At 59.0% G+C, this 18,451-nt stretch carries 13 protein-coding genes; 11 read left to right on the top strand and 2 right to left on the bottom strand.

Annotated elements, in window-relative coordinates; genetic code table 11:
* Position 1 precedes the first annotated feature (1 nt).
* From BMY53_RS22035 to BMY53_RS21985, 11 genes are all read left to right on the top strand, one after another.
* A complete protein-coding gene (locus tag BMY53_RS22035) occupies positions 2-2,128 on the top strand; it encodes an HsdM family class I SAM-dependent methyltransferase (protein WP_092948738.1) in 2,127 nt (708 codons plus the stop codon).
* Positions 2,128-3,669, top strand: a complete 1,542-nt coding sequence (locus BMY53_RS22030; RefSeq protein WP_092948736.1) for a restriction endonuclease subunit S — start codon at positions 2,128-2,130, stop codon at positions 3,667-3,669. Before BMY53_RS22035 ends, BMY53_RS22030 begins: the two co-directional genes overlap by 1 nt.
* Positions 3,670-3,926: 257 nt before the next feature.
* A complete protein-coding gene (locus BMY53_RS22025; RefSeq protein ID WP_143074182.1) occupies positions 3,927-4,940 on the top strand; it encodes a hypothetical protein in 1,014 nt (337 codons plus the stop codon).
* A gap of 55 nt (positions 4,941-4,995) precedes the next feature.
* Positions 4,996-9,273, top strand: a complete 4,278-nt coding sequence (locus BMY53_RS22020) for a hypothetical protein (RefSeq protein WP_092948732.1) — start codon at positions 4,996-4,998, stop codon at positions 9,271-9,273.
* Complete coding sequence (locus tag BMY53_RS22015) at positions 9,270-10,103, top strand: hypothetical protein (RefSeq protein ID WP_092948730.1); 834 nt, start codon at positions 9,270-9,272, stop codon at positions 10,101-10,103. Before BMY53_RS22020 ends, BMY53_RS22015 begins: the two co-directional genes overlap by 4 nt.
* On the top strand, positions 10,104-11,258 hold the full coding sequence (locus BMY53_RS22010; protein WP_092948728.1) for a hypothetical protein: 1,155 nt from the start codon (positions 10,104-10,106) through the stop codon (positions 11,256-11,258).
* Complete coding sequence (locus BMY53_RS22005) at positions 11,255-12,940, top strand: ATP-binding protein (protein ID WP_092948726.1); 1,686 nt, start codon at positions 11,255-11,257, stop codon at positions 12,938-12,940. Before BMY53_RS22010 ends, BMY53_RS22005 begins: the two co-directional genes overlap by 4 nt.
* Entirely contained in the window at positions 12,933-13,511 is a 579-nt protein-coding gene (locus BMY53_RS22000; protein ID WP_092948724.1) for a hypothetical protein, read from the top strand. Before BMY53_RS22005 ends, BMY53_RS22000 begins: the two co-directional genes overlap by 8 nt.
* The gene (locus tag BMY53_RS21995; protein ID WP_092948722.1) at positions 13,508-14,986 is read left to right on the top strand and encodes a serine/threonine-protein kinase; all 1,479 of its coding nucleotides are present in this window, start codon (positions 13,508-13,510) and stop codon (positions 14,984-14,986) included. The genes BMY53_RS22000 and BMY53_RS21995 overlap by 4 nt, the downstream gene beginning before the upstream one ends.
* Positions 14,987-15,000: 14 nt before the next feature.
* Positions 15,001-16,662 carry an AAA family ATPase gene (locus tag BMY53_RS21990; RefSeq protein WP_092948720.1) on the top strand — a complete coding sequence of 554 codons (1,662 nt, stop codon included), beginning with the start codon at positions 15,001-15,003 and terminating at the stop codon, positions 16,660-16,662.
* Positions 16,659-17,525, top strand: a complete 867-nt coding sequence (locus tag BMY53_RS21985) for a hypothetical protein (RefSeq protein WP_092948718.1) — start codon at positions 16,659-16,661, stop codon at positions 17,523-17,525. The genes BMY53_RS21990 and BMY53_RS21985 overlap by 4 nt, the downstream gene beginning before the upstream one ends.
* A 59-nt stretch (positions 17,526-17,584) precedes the next feature.
* Here the strand turns inward: BMY53_RS21985 and BMY53_RS21980 are convergent, their stop codons facing one another.
* Positions 17,585-18,049, bottom strand: a complete 465-nt coding sequence (locus tag BMY53_RS21980) for a DUF5655 domain-containing protein (RefSeq protein ID WP_143074181.1) — start codon at positions 18,047-18,049, stop codon at positions 17,585-17,587.
* 119 nt (positions 18,050-18,168) lie between these two features.
* The coding region (locus BMY53_RS21975) for an IS66 family transposase (RefSeq protein ID WP_143074120.1) at positions 18,169-18,451 on the bottom strand (283 nt) is incomplete at its 5' end.

Genomic DNA, 18,451 nt, shown 5'->3' with positions numbered 1-18,451 from the left:
CATGGCCACCGAACAAACACTGGACCAACGCTACCAAGCCATCCGGGACAAGTACCACGACTACACCGAGCACACCCCCCTCAATAGTGATCACGCTTTCGTGAAGGCTGGGCTCATCTGGGGCGAGGACCAAGGCAACCAAACGCCCTCCGTGCTGTTGATCGCGCTGGAGCCCGGGCACTGGGACTACTCCCGCGAGGACAAGCTGGACCAACTGGCTTACGAACTGCTGGCAAGCGTGGGTGGAGATTGGCCTGTCTTCGCCCATCTACAAGACGACAAGAACACGCGCTGCTACAGCCTGTTCGGCGTCGATGGCAGCGATGGCACTCACTCAGTTGATGAAGTGCCCTCCATCGAGCTGATTCGGAACTACGAAAAGCTGGAAAAGGACCCGACCTTTCGCTGGTCGATGCGCATCTACACCCGCCTGATGCACCGCTTCGACGCTTTTCATGAGCAGGTATTTCAGACCGTCAAGGATCGCGTCAACGACAAGAACGACATCATTGAGGAAGTGGCCAAGCTGCTGTTCTTGGAGACGTTCCGCGTGCATCACGGTGACGACCTCAGCTTCACCGATCATGAAGGCAAGACCCAGCGCTTTCGCGAGGTGTTTGATCACCACTACGTCGCCAAGCACGGCCCCAAGGCCGTCGAGCAAATCAAGGCGGCCTTCGAAGCCTTCAAGGCCCACGAAGATTACGTGGTGGTCAGCGACGACGGCACCCGCAATGCCATCTTCCCGAGTGACTCACACCTGCGCCTGAGCCAACCGGAAAACTATCGAACCCTGCTAGAGGCCATGCAAGACCTTGGCCCGGTCGCCGACAACCAAGGCCGCATGATTGCCGGCAAAGAGGTGGGCACCCTGGCCGACGTGGCAGGCGATCTGTTGGGCCGGGTGTTCGACGTGTTCCTGCGTGCCAACTTTGAATCCAAAGGCGGCTTGGGGGTGTACCTCACGCCCAACCCGGTCAAGCAGGCCATGTTGGAAATCGCCATGCACGATATCCAGCAACACAACGCCGCCATGGAGCGCCTGACGGCCGGCGCGTTCCGGTTCTGCGACCCCACCTGCGGTTCCTTCGGCTTTGGCTCTGTGGCTCTCAGCCATATCGAAAGCGTGGTTGATCACCTGGGCGGCATGAGTGACGCGCAAAAGAAGGCGCTCAAGCAAACGCTGCGCGACACGGCCTTCACCGGAGCTGATGCAGCGCCGCGCATGGTGATGCTGGCCCGCGTCAACATGGCCCTGCAAGGCGCCCCGAAAGCCAAGATTTTTTACACCGACAACTCGCTCACCACCAAGGCGTTCAAGCCCAACAGCTTTGACCTGATCTGCACCAACCCTCCATTTGGGACGCCCAAGTTCACCAGCGACAAGAAGGGCAAGGAGTCCAAAGATCGCTACGAGGCCCAGATGGAGCAGGTGCTGGGCGGCTTCCGCCCCACCGAAAAAGTGGTCGACGAATATGTCGCCTACTACGACCACCTCAAAATGAAGTGGGAAGACACGGGCGATCTCTATCTGGATGAGGATGGCGCCCCCAAGTGGCCCGGCTACCGCACCGATTTGCGCAACGTATCTACCGGCAAGAAGGCGGTCTACAAGCTCTTCCCCAGCACCAGCGGTTTGGCTCTGGGCAGTAAGCCCGACAACAAGGGCAACTGGAAGCCAGTCGGCGCCACCATCGACCCGGCGGTGCTGTTCATCGACCGCTGCTTGCAACTGCTGCGCCCCGGTGGCCGTCTGCTGATCGTGTTGCCGGACGGGGTGCTTTGCAACTCTGGCGACCGTTATGTGCGCGAGTACATCATGGGCGTCAAGGACGAGAAAACTGGGCAGTTTGTGGGCGGCAAGGCGATCGTCAAAGCAGTGCTGTCACTCCCCGCGGACACCTTCAAGCTCTCGGGCACGGGAGCCAAGACCTCGGTGCTGTACCTGCAAAAACGCCACGCCAGCAAGGAACACCCAGAGCAGTTTCTGCCTGAACCGCAAGGCGATGTGTTCATGGCCGTGGCAGAAACGCTGGGCTATGTAGTGAAAAACAATATCGAGGACTACTCGGCTGGCGTGCCAAATGACCTCGACAAGATTGTTGGTGCCTATAAGCGGGGTGAGTGATGTATACCGTTCGCATTCACTCGCAACTTGAAGACCGGCTCGACGCCGAGTTCTACAACCCAGAAGCACTGAAAACGGTGCAAAAAATAGATGCTTTGGGCAAGACAAAACGACTTGGGCAGCTCATTGTTGACGGATATCGCGTGGTTTATCACGGCACCGATTCAACAAATGGCATCCCTGAAGAAAAGTTATTGCCATTCCTCTCTCCGACACAGATTGATGATCAAGGAAGCATCGACTTCAGCGCTGCAGATAAATTGCCGCTTTACTACAAAGACGACTATCCGAAGGGTTTGGCCGTAGCAGGTGAACTGCTGATTGAGGTAAAGGGGAATGTCTCGAAGGTCGGTATGATTCCAGAGGATTTCCCAAAATACTTGATGGTCAGTGGTTCGCTGTACAAAGCATCCTTCAATGCCGAAACAAACTCACGTTACGTACTGGCATTTTTGAAATCTAAGCACGGCCAGGTGCTGAAGAATCGACTCACAAGTAACACCATCATCAATTACATAGCCAAGGACGCCCTTTACTCCATCCCGCTATTCGCTGCGAATTCTGATGTACAAAGGTACATCGGCGACAAAGTCCGCCAAGCTGAGCGGCTGCGGGCTTGGGCGCTAAAGCTTGAGCAGCACGCAAGCAAATCCTTTCAGGAAGATTTTCATTGGGATGGTGCGGTTCTGTCCGTAAAGCCATTCAATCGCCTCAGCGTGGATGAGCTTGAGAATAGGCTGGACCTGAAGTACAACTCGCCACAGAGACTGGCAGCCATTCGGCATGCCAAAAAGGTAAACGCCAAGTTGCAGCAACTAGATGAGCTTGTCGAAATATCGGCAATGATTGGGTGGAAAGGATTAACCACTGAAAACTACACAACAACAGGCCCTTGGTTGTTGCGTGGGGTTGAATTTGGTTCCGGGGTAATTCGCACCGAAGACCTTGTTTGCGTTGAAGAGCATAAATACTTAGAGCAGCCCCAAATCCACCTCAAAGAAGGAGATATTGCGTTCACAAAGGATGGAACGATTGGGAAGGCGATAGTTGTTCCCAGTTTGCCGAACCGAATCGCTGCTGGGTCAACCGTAGCCAGGTTGCGTAAGAAGGCTACAAGCGATATTGATGCCTACTATCTTGAGTTCGCTCTTGCTCATGAGTTTGTTCAGTGCCAGATATCAAGTTTTGCCACCGGAGTAGCTCAGCCCCACATCACGCAGGAATGGATTGCTTTACTGAATATCCCACGAATTAGATCTGAAAGTTTTATTGCTTCATCCTGGCGGCAGCATCATATAAGCTTGAATTTAGCCAAGCAATTGACCAATGCCGCCAAATTCCTTGTCGAAGCCCTTATCGAAGGCAAACTCACGGAAGTCGAGCTGATCGACGCTGAACAAGCTCTGCAAGCGGGTAACAACCAATCCGATCGCGGCCTATTGAATCGGTTGAGAGTCGATGGCGTGGACGGCCAAGGACCGGCACTGTTTGGTGATCTGGACGAGCTGTACAACTTGTTGACCCAGGCTGAGGGGGGCTAATGACCAGCGCCCATGCCAGTTCCCTGACGCAAGCGGACGCCTTGATCCCGCGCTTGCGTGTCTTGCTCTCGACGGGATCGATGGCTGCGGTTTCCAATGAGTGCAATGGCTCGCCGCAGTGGCGCAACCTGGCTCACCCGGTCGAGACAGAGGGAGCTGGCACCGCAAGGGACTACATCGGTGCTGGTCGCGTGGTGAGTAGCGCTGGCACGCAGCATCACCAGGCCCTCGGCGAGGGTTGGATCATCAGTCAGCGCTTGCTGGCCGTTCGTCCGGCCTTGGCGTCTGACGACGAACTGATCTGTGCTCTCCTGGCGCAGCAGCCCGAGGTGCGCGCTGCATGGCTGGGGATTGCTGCAGCGCGCTGCAAAGAGGCGGGTGAGATGTCGGATACAGCCCCCCTGGTGGCGTTGGTCTCTGGATTGGGAACCGCTGCAGCTGGGGTGGAGTCGGCTCTGGCCAGCGCACACCTCACGGCCAGCCCCTACGCGACGCTGGAACGGGACCTCATTGGCGTGAGCTTTGAGCAGGCGGCTGCCACGCCTGGACTGGTGCGCATCTTGGCCACGGCCGCCCGGTTGGCCTCGTTCAGCGATGGGCTACCTCCGCTACCCGAGCTGGATGCCAGCGGCCACCAGGTGCAGCAGAACTGGTGCCATGGTCGCTTGTTGACCCTGCCTTACGTGCTGGACCAAGCCGAACGCAAGCCGACGCCCGATACCCGAGTGATCTTGCCAGGTGGCATTGCGCCGGGGTTCGCCAGTGACTCAACCGTCATGCGCTGGGTCTTGACCCACCCGTGGGCATTGCTGCTGACGATGTTGGCCTTTGCTCAGGACGCTTGGCGGGCGGAGAGCCGGGGTGGTTTACTGCTGGAACTGCCCACAGGCCAGAACGCCTTCGCGCCCACTGAAGTGACCGTCACCGTGATGGGCGCAGAAGGCGATGAGGTGCGGTGCGGCACGCTGGCCGACTTGCTGCTGGGCATGCTCGCAAGGCTGGGTGTGGGCTGCTTTCCACAGCAGCCTACGGTTGCATTATTGAATGCCCAGTTAGCGCCGCTGCTCGGACTGTTGCTCAAGCATTCGGTCTGGCGCTATCAGGAGGGCGCCGGCAGCCAGCCGGGGCAGTACCAGATTCATCCGCAGTTCTCTGATCAGTGCTACAGCCTGCCTGCAAGCCGAGTGTTCAACCGTACGGGAAAGCTGCTGTGGCAGACCGCACGCCTTTCGGCCGAGGCGCTGTATCAGGAGCGGAAAAACATTCGCTAGACCACTGCGTTAGAGAACCTAAAGAGGGTTACAAAGTTGTAGGGGAGTCCACGACATGAACAAGAACGATCAACTGACCGCCAATGACATTGCCGGCTTGGCACGACGCCACAGCTGGGCCGCCACCGGTGTTTCCGACTATCCGCCGCGCGACCCGCTGGTGGGGCAAAGCCGCTTCTTCAAGCGCTACCGGACCTTCATCCACACGGTCGATACCGCTGACGACAACTTTGCGCATGTGTTCGCGCTGGAGGGCGAGTGGGGTCGAGGCAAGTCGCGCATCGGCTACGAATTGATCGCGCAGATCAACGATTGTTCGAAGGGCTGGTTTGTTCGTGATCAAACCAGTGCGTTGACGGACCAGAAGCTGTTCGATCAGGCTGGGCAGGATCGCTACCTGGCGCTGTACATCCGCTACTCCCAAGTGGCGTCGGACTACCAAAACTCCGATAACTGGTTTGGCTTCGGTCTCTACAAGGCCTTGCTTCCGCTGGCCACGAAGCGCTTTGACGGCTCCATCCAGAGCAAGGTGGCCGAGCAGGCCCTGCGCCGGCTTGAGCCGATGGGCTTTGACACCGCACAACTGGCAGAAGCGTTGCAGGTCGATAAGGCGCACAGTGACGAGCTACTCTATGAAGACCCCTCGCTGGTGGTCACGCTGGTGCAGGCCGCCTATGCCTACTTGCAGAAGTTCGGCATCGACTACGTGCTGGTCGTGTTGGACGAGTTGGAGACTGTTGCTGAAGCCGCCACGTACGGCTTGGAGCAAGACGACACAAAGCGCCTGGACGGCCAGGCAATCCGGCTGATCGGCAAGGCCATCAAGGAGGAAGACCCCCGGCGGCGGTTGCCTTGGCTGCGTTATGTGGCGCTGTGCTCCCCCCTGCTCGGACAGCAGCTTCGCGAGATTCAGTCTGTGGCGCGGCGGGTGGAATTGGTGGAGCTGGAGCACAGCGCGTTCGCTGACGTGTCCGACTACGTGAAGCAACTCAAGGCGAGCGGCCGGCTTGATGTTGACTACCCGGTCGGGCTGGTGGAAGCCGCCTACGCGATGAGCGGCGCCAACTTCGGCTGGTTCAACGTGGTGATGGCCACCGTTGACGCAGTCATGGCGCAGTACAAGGCTGCAGGCAAGACGGTGCCGGAGATTGGCCAACTGTTTGATGCGGTGGTCGAAAGTTCAAGCCGCGTGGCCAAGCATGTGCTGGACGCCAAGGCCATCGAGGGCATCAAGACCTCAGACCATGAACTTCGAGCCACCGCCCAGTCGTTGCTCTACGGTCAGCTGCCTGTACCGCTGGACAAGTGCCCGCCCCGTGCTCGCGAACTGCTGGACGTGCAAAACGAGGACGGTGAGCCTGTAGCCAGCCTGTACCGCCAGCTGCCGTTTGACCCGTTGCGCTGCCGCCAAGCGCTGGAAGATGCCAAGTTCACGCGGAAGCAGGACGAGTGGGTCTATGCCGCAGTTGACCAGCCCCTGAGCTTGGACGCATTGCTGAACAACCTGCGCACCTTTGCCATCAACGAGCCCAACGGCCAGGTGCTGTTGTTGCCGCTGGCTCGCGCGGAGTTCAAGCACCTGTTGACGCTGCTGCACGACCACCCGGCCATCGAGTTTGCGGCTGATGCACTCTGGCAGAAGTTGGTCGGCGCGGACATTCAGCTTCCGGCAGAGGAAGCCACGCACATCGGACCGAGCGTGGCCATGCTTCTTCGGCTGGATTTGCGGTACCGCAATCAGCAGCAGAACTCCACGATCTTCCGTGACCCGGCCTGTGCTTCGGCACACGAGTTGTCGATGAAGCGCTTCCTGCAGGACGCCGGCGCAAACCTAGCGATCCGCTTGCAGGTGCGGCTGACCGGACTCTTCCGCTTGCTCGACAGGAACTGGACGTACGAGCAAGCGCCGTATGCCAACTCGCAAGGCTTATCAATCCTGCTTTCGCCTCGCCGGGCGGGCGCGGGTCAAGTGGGTGGGTTGATGTTCTGCGATGCACTGAAGCTCCACCCCGAGGGCCTGGCGTGGTTTGCTTGGGTCAACAGTCGCCAAGACTTGGACAAGTTGCATGCGGTTGCAGCCGGCCGTCGTGCCGAGGACGGGCGCATGCCTGTGGTGGCCTTCACCGCCTCTGCTCACTTGATGGAGCAGTACACCCGAGGCGATGTCACCGATGCACTGCGCGACGACGTGCTGATGTACTACCTGAACCCAAGCGAGGTTGATCAGATCGAGCGTGTTGGCCTGTTGGCCGGGTATCAGCAGGGCTTCGAGTTCGCCGACGCCGCGTTGACCACCAAGTTCAAGAACAAGTTGAATGCGCTCCGAGACTTCGCCTACCAAGCGATGCATCAGTGGCGCAAGCGCTTGAACAGCCGCGGACTGATTGCCTGGCCCATGCGCTCGGCAGGCAAGCTGACACCAGCCGAACGAGAGACGCTCTTCAAGACTTGGAGCCTGTTTGTGGTGGAGCACCCCCCACTGACGAGCCTGCACGACCTGAAGCCCGAGCATCAACTCAATGCAGACGAGGTCGCTTCACTGCTTCAGAAGCTGGCTCCGCCCGGCAAGACGCTCGCGCAAGGCTATGCGGCAGACGAGCACGCCGGCTTGTTCTTGGAGCTGGCCAACCCGCAACTCGCAGCAGCCAACGTGCCACCGTTTCTTGTTCGCATTGGTAACCCTGGCGCGAGCCATCAGTGGACCTTGGACAAAGCGAAGCGGGATTGGTACTGGGCCTACCTCTGGCAGCAGGGGGCGGCCACACCGAAGGCAGTCTTCGACGACTGGATGTGGTGGTGCGACCAACTGCATCTCTTGAAACTGGAGACCCCCAGTGCGACGCAGGCCCAATGGGTGTCTTACCCCAGGGCGGCGATCGAAGGCGCGATCGACACGGCCAGAACCTGGTTCGAAGGCGGTGCGACCGATGGCTACCGCGCCACAGTCGCCACCCTTGAGCGCGTTTTCGGCTACGACCGGATCCCGGGCCTGTTCGCTCCGCTGGGCAAGGTGCCCATGGGTACGCAAACCGTGGTGGCCAACGAGCAACTTGCGGCCGCGCAGACGCGCTTTGCCAAACTGAAGGTGGAGGAAGAGGCGCTGGTCGGCAAATCGATCGAGGACACCGTGGATGCGCTGCCCGCAATGCTTCAGGGACGCGCCGAAGTGCTGAACAGAGTGGCTTGCGTCAAGCCTAGTAGCGCCGGCACCGTTGACCTGACGAACATCAACACGCTGCAGCTGGAGGATAAGACGCAGTCTCTGTACCAGCGCATCGAACAGGCACGCCTGTTTGCGGAATTTGTCGAAAGATCGGGAAAGTCCATCAGCGAGAGGGTCCAGACGCTCATTGCCGGAATCGACGGGGAGTGCGTTGACCTGAAGCACTTCCCAAGAAGTATGTTTACCCTGTCTCTCCAGACCGTCATCAATATTCTGGAGGGCGCTCTGGCAAAGCAGAACAGCTCTGCAACAGCCACTGCCGAGGGCACGGCAAGTTCAGACACCCTGCTGTACTACTTGCGTTCCCTGCAGCTCGACAAGGCAGCTGAGCGGTTGACGCTGCTGGCTGAAGAAGCTGGGGTTGATCTGAGGGCCAACTCGCACCAGCCGTTCGCCGAGGTCTCCGGATTCATCATGAGCACCTATCGGCTGGCCAAGTCTCGGTACGAAGACATCTCACAGGGTTTGGCAAAACTGGAGGCTCGGGGACACGGCGCCGCACTGCTTCTGGACCCCTTGCCGGCGGACTACCCGGAGCCTGGGCATCCCGCAGCGGCGGAGTCCGTCCTGCAACGACAAGGATTGGTCGTTGATGCGTTCGAGACTGTGGTTGAGCAAGCGACGCTGGAGCGAGAGAAGTTCCGTACGCAGGCCATGAAGGGGCAGTTTTCGGCCATTCAAGACGTGCCGGATCGCCTGTTCAAGCCGATTCAGACACGGCTGCAGGTGTTGGGCGGCGAGCTGCTGAAGATTGAGAACGCGGTTCAAGCGTACCAATCGACGAAGGTGTCCGAGCTGAACGAACTGCTGCCTGCATTGGAACCGCTGTATGCGCCCGCTAACGAGCCGGCGCCTGCCCGTGTAGCAGTCGAACAAATCGCGACCTTGAGCTTGCACGATCTCGGGTTGGAGCTCGCTGCGCGTCGACATCAGTGGGAGCAGATGGGCGCCAAGGCGCTTGAAGGTTCCGGTATGACGATGGTCGGGTGGATTCCGCTCGCAAAGGCCATCTTGGCCGGCGTAAGCCCGTCCATCGATGTCAACACACAGGCGGTTCTCGTCAACAAAGGTGTTCTCAAGGTGAAGCTTGCCTTTGGAGTAGGCGCGTGAACTTGCTCTTGTCAGCCGGGTTGCAGTCGCATCGACGCGGGCGCTTCTTGCGCATGCTGCTGAACGCCAAGCCCGCCGATGCGCAGGCCGGGCTCGGCGAAGCACTGTTGATGATGACGGGGGAAGAGTTTCAAGATCCATCCTCAGACCAAGCAGATTGGTTGCGATGGGCGAGGGAGCCTGGACACGCACTGTTGCTCCTGCCGCCCTTCAATGTCGGGCCGATCGTCAGCGGCCTGGATTGGACTGCCGCATTCGCACAGGTCACTCCTGCAACGGCAGCGAACGCGCCACTCGCTGCGATGCTTGCGGCAGAGGTGAGTTTTCAGCTGTCAGGTATTGATGGCGATAGCGACAGCTCGCAAGGGCATGTGTGGACCAGTGGGCAGCTGAACACCCGCTTCTGGAAGGCCCATTCCGACAGTGGGTTGGTTGCAGCGACCACCTTGCCCATCTGGTCGATCACGCTGCTGGACTCAGGCCTGCTGGTTCAGGAATGGCTGGCCGCCCTGTTCTCGCATGTCGGCAAGGCGGCCGAGACTGTAGTCACCGCTGACGCGGAGGCCGTGGCTACGCCAACACCGCGAGACTTCGCCGTGATGGTGTGCTGCTATGCGTACGGAGTTGGAACGCCCGATGCACTGGTGGCAGCTCTGCAGCGACAGCCTGTGCAGTTGATGGATGTGCGCGGCTTCGACCTGCCCGACATCTACGGCCGGCTGCACGCGATGGGTCTGGTCGAGGAGCGTGGGCTCACCACGAAGGGGTTGGAACTGCTGCGGCAAAGTGCATTCTGGGGCTACGCCGCCCGCATGAAGGAAGGTGTGTAGATGGCGAAGAACACGAACTTAGCCCAGGCCCTGGCGATCGATAGTCAGCTACGGCTTCCGGGTAGTGCAGGCCGTTTGCTGAAGCAGATCCGAGACATCGAGCGTATTGCGCCCATGTTCCGCGAGGCTGGCTTGATTCGTGCCGTCCCAAAAGTGGTGACGGTGGACCTGGCTGTTTCAGGTGTTGCGAGCCACTCCTGCATCAGCAAGGCGCTGGGCGGGTACATCTACGCGTCTGCGGCGGTGCGGACCGACCTTTCGATCCAGGAGAACAAGGTCAGTACGGTCGGCACGGATTCGGTGTCTGAGCTAGACGACATCGACTTCGAGGCGCAGCGCAAGCGACTGGATCTAGTGGAGATGCGAAACAGCTATGCGCTTGTTGAGCGCTTGCTGCAGCAGGGCGGACCCGTCAACTTGATTCTCATTGATACGCCGTTGTTCATCAGCCGCGAGATGACGCCGCTGAAGCGCAACGTTCGCCACTGGGCCGAGTTTGAGAAAACGCGGGCCGTGATCAAGCAGTTTTGGCGGGAGCATCGCGCAAAGCTGTTTCCTTGGAATGTGAACGGCCCCGTACTTGTGAGCATCTTGGTGGAACGTTTCAGTGCCATCGTGAGCATCGCGCGCCAAGATTTGCGGACTGAAGAAGGCCGCAAATTGGTGCTCGTCAGCGACGGTCTAGATGATGCGGGTGTTCAAAAATTAAAGGGCCTTGAAGAGCGTCTCGTTGGCATCGGCGACACCCGCTTCATCAACGGTATCTTGGGCGGCTTCACCCGCACGATTGCATTCCGAATGGCTGAAAACCCTGAGGATCGGTCGCGCATGGAGCCTGCTTCCGAAGCAGTGCAAGGTGTGATCGGCTTTCACTACCGAAGCTCCCGACCTGGAGAGATTCGGCTCGCCCAGTTGGCTGGTGATCAGAAGGATTGGACGTCAGACCGCCTGGACACGGTTGCCTGGCGCCTGATGGTGTTGGACATGCAGAGTCAGCGAAAGGCGATGCCCTTGCCGCAGCTGCTCAGCCGCCAGCAGTTGGGCATCCTGGAGAAGTTCACGGCTTACTACCAGAAGGGTTTAGGGGACGCCTTACGAGGCAACGACGTAGAGACCACGTGGTTGTCTGGCTTAGACGAAGGAACAGAATCATGAAGCACAAAGTTCTCGGAAAACTGGTCGGAAATACGGGTGAAGCCAGTCAGCTGACGATGGTCGTCCAGGATTCGTTCTCTGTTCGCAGAGGCGAATTCGTTCGTGTCATGCATCAAGAGCGGGGAGATGAAGGAGTTGTCGCCGTTCTGGGCCGTGTAACGCGCATCCAGCGATCCAACATGCTGTTCAACGCAGGCTTTGGCGAGGGGGTGACCGAACTCGAGCTGCTGCCTGGCGCACATGTCACCGGTGAAAACTTGGCCGCGAGTATCGAACTCATCGGTTACCGCGATCCGATCTCTCGGCAGATCAAGATTCCACGCCGGCCCTTGGACCCGGGCGCAGCAGTGGAAACCGTTGATTTCCAGTTCTTGAGCGACTTCTACGAGTTCAACGAGCACACGAGCCTGCACATCGGCAATCTGGTGGGCTATGAACGTGGGGAGAACACAGTCCCCGTGTTCCTGGACGTGAACAAGCTGGTGACCGAGCACATGGCGGTCTTGGCGATGACAGGTTCGGGCAAGTCGTACACGGTCGGGCGGATCATCGAGCGCCTGGTAGCCCTGCACAACGGAACCGTGGTGGTGTTTGACCCGCACGGCGAGTACGGCAAGGCACTGGCCAAGGGGCAATTGAATTTCAACGAGCGCGGCGACGGCGACCGGGACAAGCGCGATGAGCAGGCGCTACCCAGAATTCGCGAGACGTTCGAACGCTTGCAGAAGGCGGGTGCCGGCATCCATGTCTACACGCCGCAGAATGAGTCGTTCAAGTACAAGTACGCCGACAAGAACATCCAGCTTGCGCTGCAGTTTGACCACTTCGAGATGGATGACATCGCGGAGATCTTGCCCGGACTGTCCGAGCCTCAGCAACGGGTGCTGGACGTGGCGATCCGATACTGGCGCACGGCGGACAAGGCCGAGCCGCGTGACATCAACCGGCTGAGGCATCTGCTCGGTGACGGCATCGAAGAACTGCGCGGCTGGGACGATTTGTCCGAAGCTGAGTCAAAGGCGCTCAGTGGACGTAGCGCCGCGGTGGCCTCGATGAAGTTGTCTCGCGTTCTGAATGAGGCACAAAGCTTCTACTCCGCGACGATGGCTATGCCGACGGACATCTACAAGATGATTGGTCGCCCGTCCAACAAACAGGGCCGCCTGGTCGTTGTGGACTTGCAAGGGCTCAGTGACACTGCAAAGCAAGTCATATGCGCATTGCTGTCCAGCGAAATACTGCGCGCAGCTTCTAGCAAGAACGATCCGCTCCGTCCGTGCTTCTTGGTGTACGAGGAGGGGCACAACTTCGCGCCAGCCGGTGGCAATGCCGTCAGCCATCGGGTGATCAAGAAGATTGCCGGCGAGGGGCGGAAGTTCGGCGTGGGCTTCGGGATCGTGAGCCAACGGCCCTCGAAGCTGGACGCAGACGTGACCTCGCAATGCAATACCTTGATCACGATGCGTTTGAAGAACCCGGACGACCAACGGTTCATCTCCAAGGCTTCAGACATGGTGAGCAAAGCCGACTTGGAGGAGCTGCCCAGCTTGTCGACCGGCGAGGCCCTGATCTGCGGCCGGTCGATTCCTGCGCCGCTCCTCGTGAAGGTTGGCGGAAAGGCACTGATCCATGGCGGGGAATCGCCGGAGGTCTTGCGCGTCTGGGGTTCGTTTGATGAGTGAGTTGCTCGACAAAGTGGTGGCAGCCATGTCGTCGCTCGACTTCGTTGCCAAGGCCTACCCGATGCTCACGGAGTGGGGGGTGCGGGACCAAGATGTGCTGGTGCATAGCCTTGGCTGCAGCGCATGGACGGCTCTGGGGCAGGAGCTGGGCTTCATGGCAGTCTGTGAGTGCCCCGTGCCGACTTCATACAGCGCCGATATCCGATCGGACGCAGTCTGGTTCTCACGAGGGGATCGAACGCCAGAAGTTCTGGTTGAATTCGAGCGCTATGACGGATCTTCGCCGGGTGAGCTGAAGTTAGACGCGAAGGTGCGCAACCTGCGCGATGCATCCTCTCGATGGGAAGGTGTGCCTAAGCTTCTCGTGTTGTCGGCCTGGAGCAAAGGGGTCGTTGCGGCGCCTGACACGAAGAAGCTTGCTGCGCGTTGCGCAATGGGGTTCAAGACTGCAGTGGGCGTTCAGGTAGCCCCGATCCGTGGGGCGGCAGTGCTGTTCCATCGCATGATTTTCAATGTCCAGCGCGACGGGACGCTCGCATTGACCCAGTCCCGGTGCGAGAGGTTGGTATGAATCTCAAGTCAGCGCACTTTCTGCCCGGGACCAACAAGAAGCTCGGTGAAAAGTACCTGCTTCTGGAATGCCTCGGGGACGGCAGCCACGGCTGGGTATGGCGGGCCGAGCGGCTGGCTGACGGAGCAGTTGTTGCGGTCAAGATCCCTAAGGACTTGACCAAGGAGGATCGACACCTGGCCGAAGGCAAGGAGTTGCTGGAGATCGAGCCTCATCTCAACGTGGTCAGGATCACGGACATGGGGCGGATTCCACCGGAGAACGAGTGGTTCTTCATTGAGATGGAATACTTCCCCAGCCAAAGCCTGGCCCAGAAGCTTGATCAAAGGAGCCAGCAGTTCGGTGACACATTTGAACGGCTCTTCAATATTTTCGCCCAGGTGCTGGCTGCCGTCGAGTTTCTGGCTGCGTTGACGCCACCCGTTTCGCACGGCGACATCAAGCCTCACAACATTCTGATTGGAGCCTCAGACCTGGTGAAGTTGACTGACTTCGGCAGTTCAGCGTTGCCAGACGAGATCTATGTCAGAACCCGAGAAAACGGCGGGACGGTGCTGTATGCAGCACCGGAGTTTTCCGACAGCGCCTCCCGTAAGGGGACCTTCGACGCCCTACTCCGCGGAGACATCTACAGCCTAGGTGTGTTGCTGTATCAACTGCTGACCGGACAACTGCCGCATGACACACCTGCACAGGTCCGACGTCATGCACCTTTTAGACGACCCACTGAGATCAACGGCGGCATACATCCTCAAATGGAGCAGGTAGTCCTGCGCTGCCTGGAAAAGGATCCCGCTGGCCGGTTCGGCACGGTTGTTGAACTTCGGCAAGCTTTCGCGTCAGCGCGAGCCCTGCAACTGTCTCAACCGCGGCTTTCGTTGCCCATCGCGGCAAGTGCCCCGCACGAAGACTGGTCAACGGCAGTTGTCGGCGCCTTGGAAGCCAAGGATTACCTGCGGGCAGCGAAGCTGTCGGCTACAGAGTACCAGCGATCAAGGGACCTCACTGCTCTGCTTCAGCAGTTGAATGCCTTGTACCGGGCGAATCGCTTCTTTGACTTCAAGGCGACTTTTGAACGGGAGGCCGCCAGCCTTGCTGGGGTCAGTGGTAATGACGCGCGAAGCATCCGCGACTTGGCCATCAGGGTGATGCTGAAGTTGCGCGAAGTGGATTCGGCAGGGGAGCTCTTGATCCAAGCCCGTGCGCTTGACGGTGAATCACTGGACCTCGACTTCCTGCAGGCGTCGCTGCACGGCTTGCAAGCGGAATTCGCCCTCGCTCGCCAGCTCTTGGAACGAATCAACCGCGCCGCGCCCTCGAAGTCGCAGGTTCTCATTAAGCTGATTCAAGTGTGCGAGCAGATGCGAGATTACCCGGCCGCGGTCGGCTATCTCAAGCACGCACTAAGGATCGTTCGAGATGCCGCTGATCTTGAAGTGAAACGCCAGCGGTACCAGGCGCTGGGAATCTGGTGACTTGTTAGCTGATCATGGTGCAAAAGCAATCCACCGAGGGCAACTCACCCGCCCTTCGTGTCCTCTTTGGGCAGCGTGAAGCGCTGACAGCGGAACTGCCGCCGGACACCATCCTCGTAGTACCGTCGTCGGACGGCTGGAACGACTTTGGGCACCACACACGGGTCGACTACCGGATCCGTATGCGGTCTTCCCAAGAGGCGGTCGAGGCGAGCGGCTTCATTGGGTTCATTAACCCGGAAGCGAAGCAAAACGGCAAGGACTTGCTCCAGCAGTTGGTGTCGACAGAAGGCAGGTCGACGGTCGCGGCTACGCCTGATCACCAATTTTTCACCATGCTGCCGGACATGGAGGCTTATCGGCGGCTTGTCCAGACTCTGGATGCAGACGACGCGGTGCAAGCGCTGACTGCGCTGAACGACCTCGTTGCTCTGAACGAATTTGAGTCGACCTCAGCCATCCTCGATCTGGCTATCCAGTCGGAGGTGTTCTCCCTGTCCTTCATGCGAAGTTCTGACTCCTACTTCGCATACAAGAACGCTGGCTCTCTGCTGCGGGGCCTATCGAGCGAGCAGACGGGCATCTTGTCACCAGTGTTGGCCATTCGTTTTCAGTTGCCGGGTCGACAGAACGAGCATCACCTGCGGTTCAGCTTCGATCATGCGGCAAACCTGCCGAAGCGCATCGCCGTCATCATCGGGAAGAATGGTGTTGGCAAGAGCCAGACACTTGGCCGTATTGCTCGCGCCGCTCTCGATGGAGCGGCCGCGCTTACCGATGGGACGGACGGCGGACGACCACTGATCAATCGGCTGCTTGCTTTCGCGCCAACAAACGAGGCCGAGTCTGTTTTCCCAAGTGACAAGCGGAAGCGCCCGCAAATCTGGTACCAGCGGTACTCGATGAATCGGTCTCGCCGGTCGCGGCGAAATGAATATCTCTCCGACCTGATCGTTCAGGTGGCCCGATCTACACAGATGGTTGCCGGGAAGTCTCGATGGCAGATCTTTACGGAGGCACTCAGCGCCATCACGAAGTCTGACGAGCTGCACCTCCCGACGCGCTCGACATCGAGCGACTATGTGCCGCTGGCCAAGCTGCCCCGGGGGACGGAGCAACGCATGTTGGAGCGCTTCGCGTCGATCGATTCCAGGAGGGAACCCATACGCGTGGTAGATGGCGAAGGCTACCCGCTGAGCAGTGGCGAGATCTCGTTCCTCAAGTTTGCGGCGCAGGTGAGCTTGCAAATTGAGAACGGCTCTCTGCTGTTGATGGATGAGCCGGAAACTCACCTTCACCCCAACTTCATCAGCCGATTCGTCTTGCTGCTAGACGGTCTGCTGGAGGCGACCGGCTCGGCAGCCATCATTGCAACGCACTCCGCATACTTCGTTCGCGAGGTCTTTAGGGAGCAGGTGACTGTGCTGAGCGTCGACAGTAACAACTTCGTCAACGCGCAACAACCAACGCTCCGCACATTCGGTGCTGACGTGGGTGCGATCTCATACTTTGTCTTTGGAGAGGATGAGCCTTCGAAGTTGGCTGCCGACGTCAGGAGTAGGCTGCTGGCAAGTGGTGCATCTTGGCCTCAGATCTGTGAGATGTACAAGGAGGAGCTTTCTCTCGAGATCCTGAATGACCTGAGGGCAGCAATCGAAGGGGAGGGGCGCGGATGAATAGGGTTCAGCCGCCTCCCTACGATGACGCCGCTGCATTTGCCGGTCTATCCAACAACGCGAGGGTTGGCAGCCATCCGCACCTCCAACCATTGGTCGGCACCGTCCAAGCCAGCTACGCACAGTATGTGGCGGTGAACGGTGCGCCGACCCTTGTCCAGAATCCAGCGATCAGCGATGCCTTGGCCACTTTCCTTAAGGGGCACTATGCGGATCCTCCGGCGGATTTGGCCCACATCACCAAGATGCGGGAGTCAAGCAAGCACCTGGTATGCCCAATGTGTGGATCCATGCACAGTGGTACGCTGGATCACTACCTGCCCAAGAACGGCTATCCGATCTTTTCGGTCTTCTCGAAGAATCTCATCCCAGCTTGCAACTGCAACAGCAGGCGCGGCGAGATCCTCTTCGGCCCCAATCCGGGCGAACGCGTCTTACATCCGTACTTCGACAACTGTCTTGGTGAGCGACTGGTGAGCGCTCATTTCGAGGATCTGGGAGCAGTGCCCAAGGTCTCCCTCGTCTTGCTGGTCTCCAACGCGCATGCAAACTATCCAGCCATCAAATTTCATGTTGATAGCATCGTGAAAAGATCAGCGGTTGTCGGGTATGTGCGCGATCGCTGGAGCAAGCTGATTCGCAGGCCCAGTTTGATCGTGCGAGCCTTTGCAAAGAACATTGCGACCGAGGCTGAGGTCCAGGCAATCCTTGCAGGCGAACGTGATTGTCTGGACGACCTACACGGGGGCAAAAACAACTGGGATTCGATCTTCCTCTCCGGCCTGCTTGATCCGCCAGTTACGGCATGGATCGCAGGAAGGTTCGCAGTGCCGGGAAGAGTTGCGGACAGTGCGCTTGCATAGAGGCTGGAGGTGCTGTCGTCTGCTCTTGGGTTGAGCTTCCGAATTTTTAATCCTGCGGGCTACAGCACGTTCTTGTAAGACTGCTCGATGATGCCAACGACGTACTCAAGATCCTCGGGCCCTTTCAGGTAGATCCGGCGATCCATGGTCCAGTTGTAGCCTTCAGGGATCTTGTCCACCAAGCCTTTTGGATCCACGTAGTCGATAGGCCGCAGGTGGATCTTCAACTGGCTCTTGCCGATGTGTACCTCTGCAAAGTTGTTGGACACCCGAAACGCGACGTAGAAGGCCGTCGCCTTCTCGACAATCGCGTCGTCCATGGCGCGAACCTTCTCGCGCATTTGTTCGAACAGCTCGCGCGTCGCCGGCGTCGCCTTGTGCAGGAGCCCCCCCGCTGAGGGCGGCACATCATCGGCAGCCTTCTCCGCCTCGGCCTTGGCTAGAGGTGCAGAGAACAACTTCTCCTCCGGCAGGTTGATCGGCTCGAGCGCAAAGACACCGTCTTCGTAGTACCGGTACCGCATCAGCTCGATCCTGAGAGGGACGACCTCAGCCGTGTCGATGTCGAACTTGCTGTAAGACTCTGGTAAGCGGTCAATGAACTGCGCCCTTGGCGCCAACGAGTTGTCGGGGTAGAAGCGATTCAGGCCGCGAGGTCGATGCGCCAGGGCAGCAATGCGGCGTAGTCGTCCGCCGTCTGGGCCTTGGGCAGCGCAACGAACAGTGCGCGCAGGTAGCGGTAGCCGTCGATGCCGTTGACCTGGCAGGTTTGCAGCAGCGAGTACAGGTTTGCGCTGGCATTGGCCCCGGCCACGGTGTCGGCGAACAGCCAGTTGCGTCGGCCGACGCAGAACGGCCGGATCGCGTTCTCCTGGACGTTGTTGTCGATGCTGTAGCGGCCGTCCTCAACGTAGCGCTTGAGCTTG

Origin of the sequence: Roseateles sp. YR242 (assembly GCF_900109745.1) — a bacterium.
In the GTDB taxonomy this organism is placed as follows: domain Bacteria; phylum Pseudomonadota; class Gammaproteobacteria; order Burkholderiales; family Burkholderiaceae_C; genus Roseateles.
The sequence above is the reverse complement of the archived record's forward strand: the minus strand, read 5'-3'. Positions and strand labels throughout refer to the sequence as shown.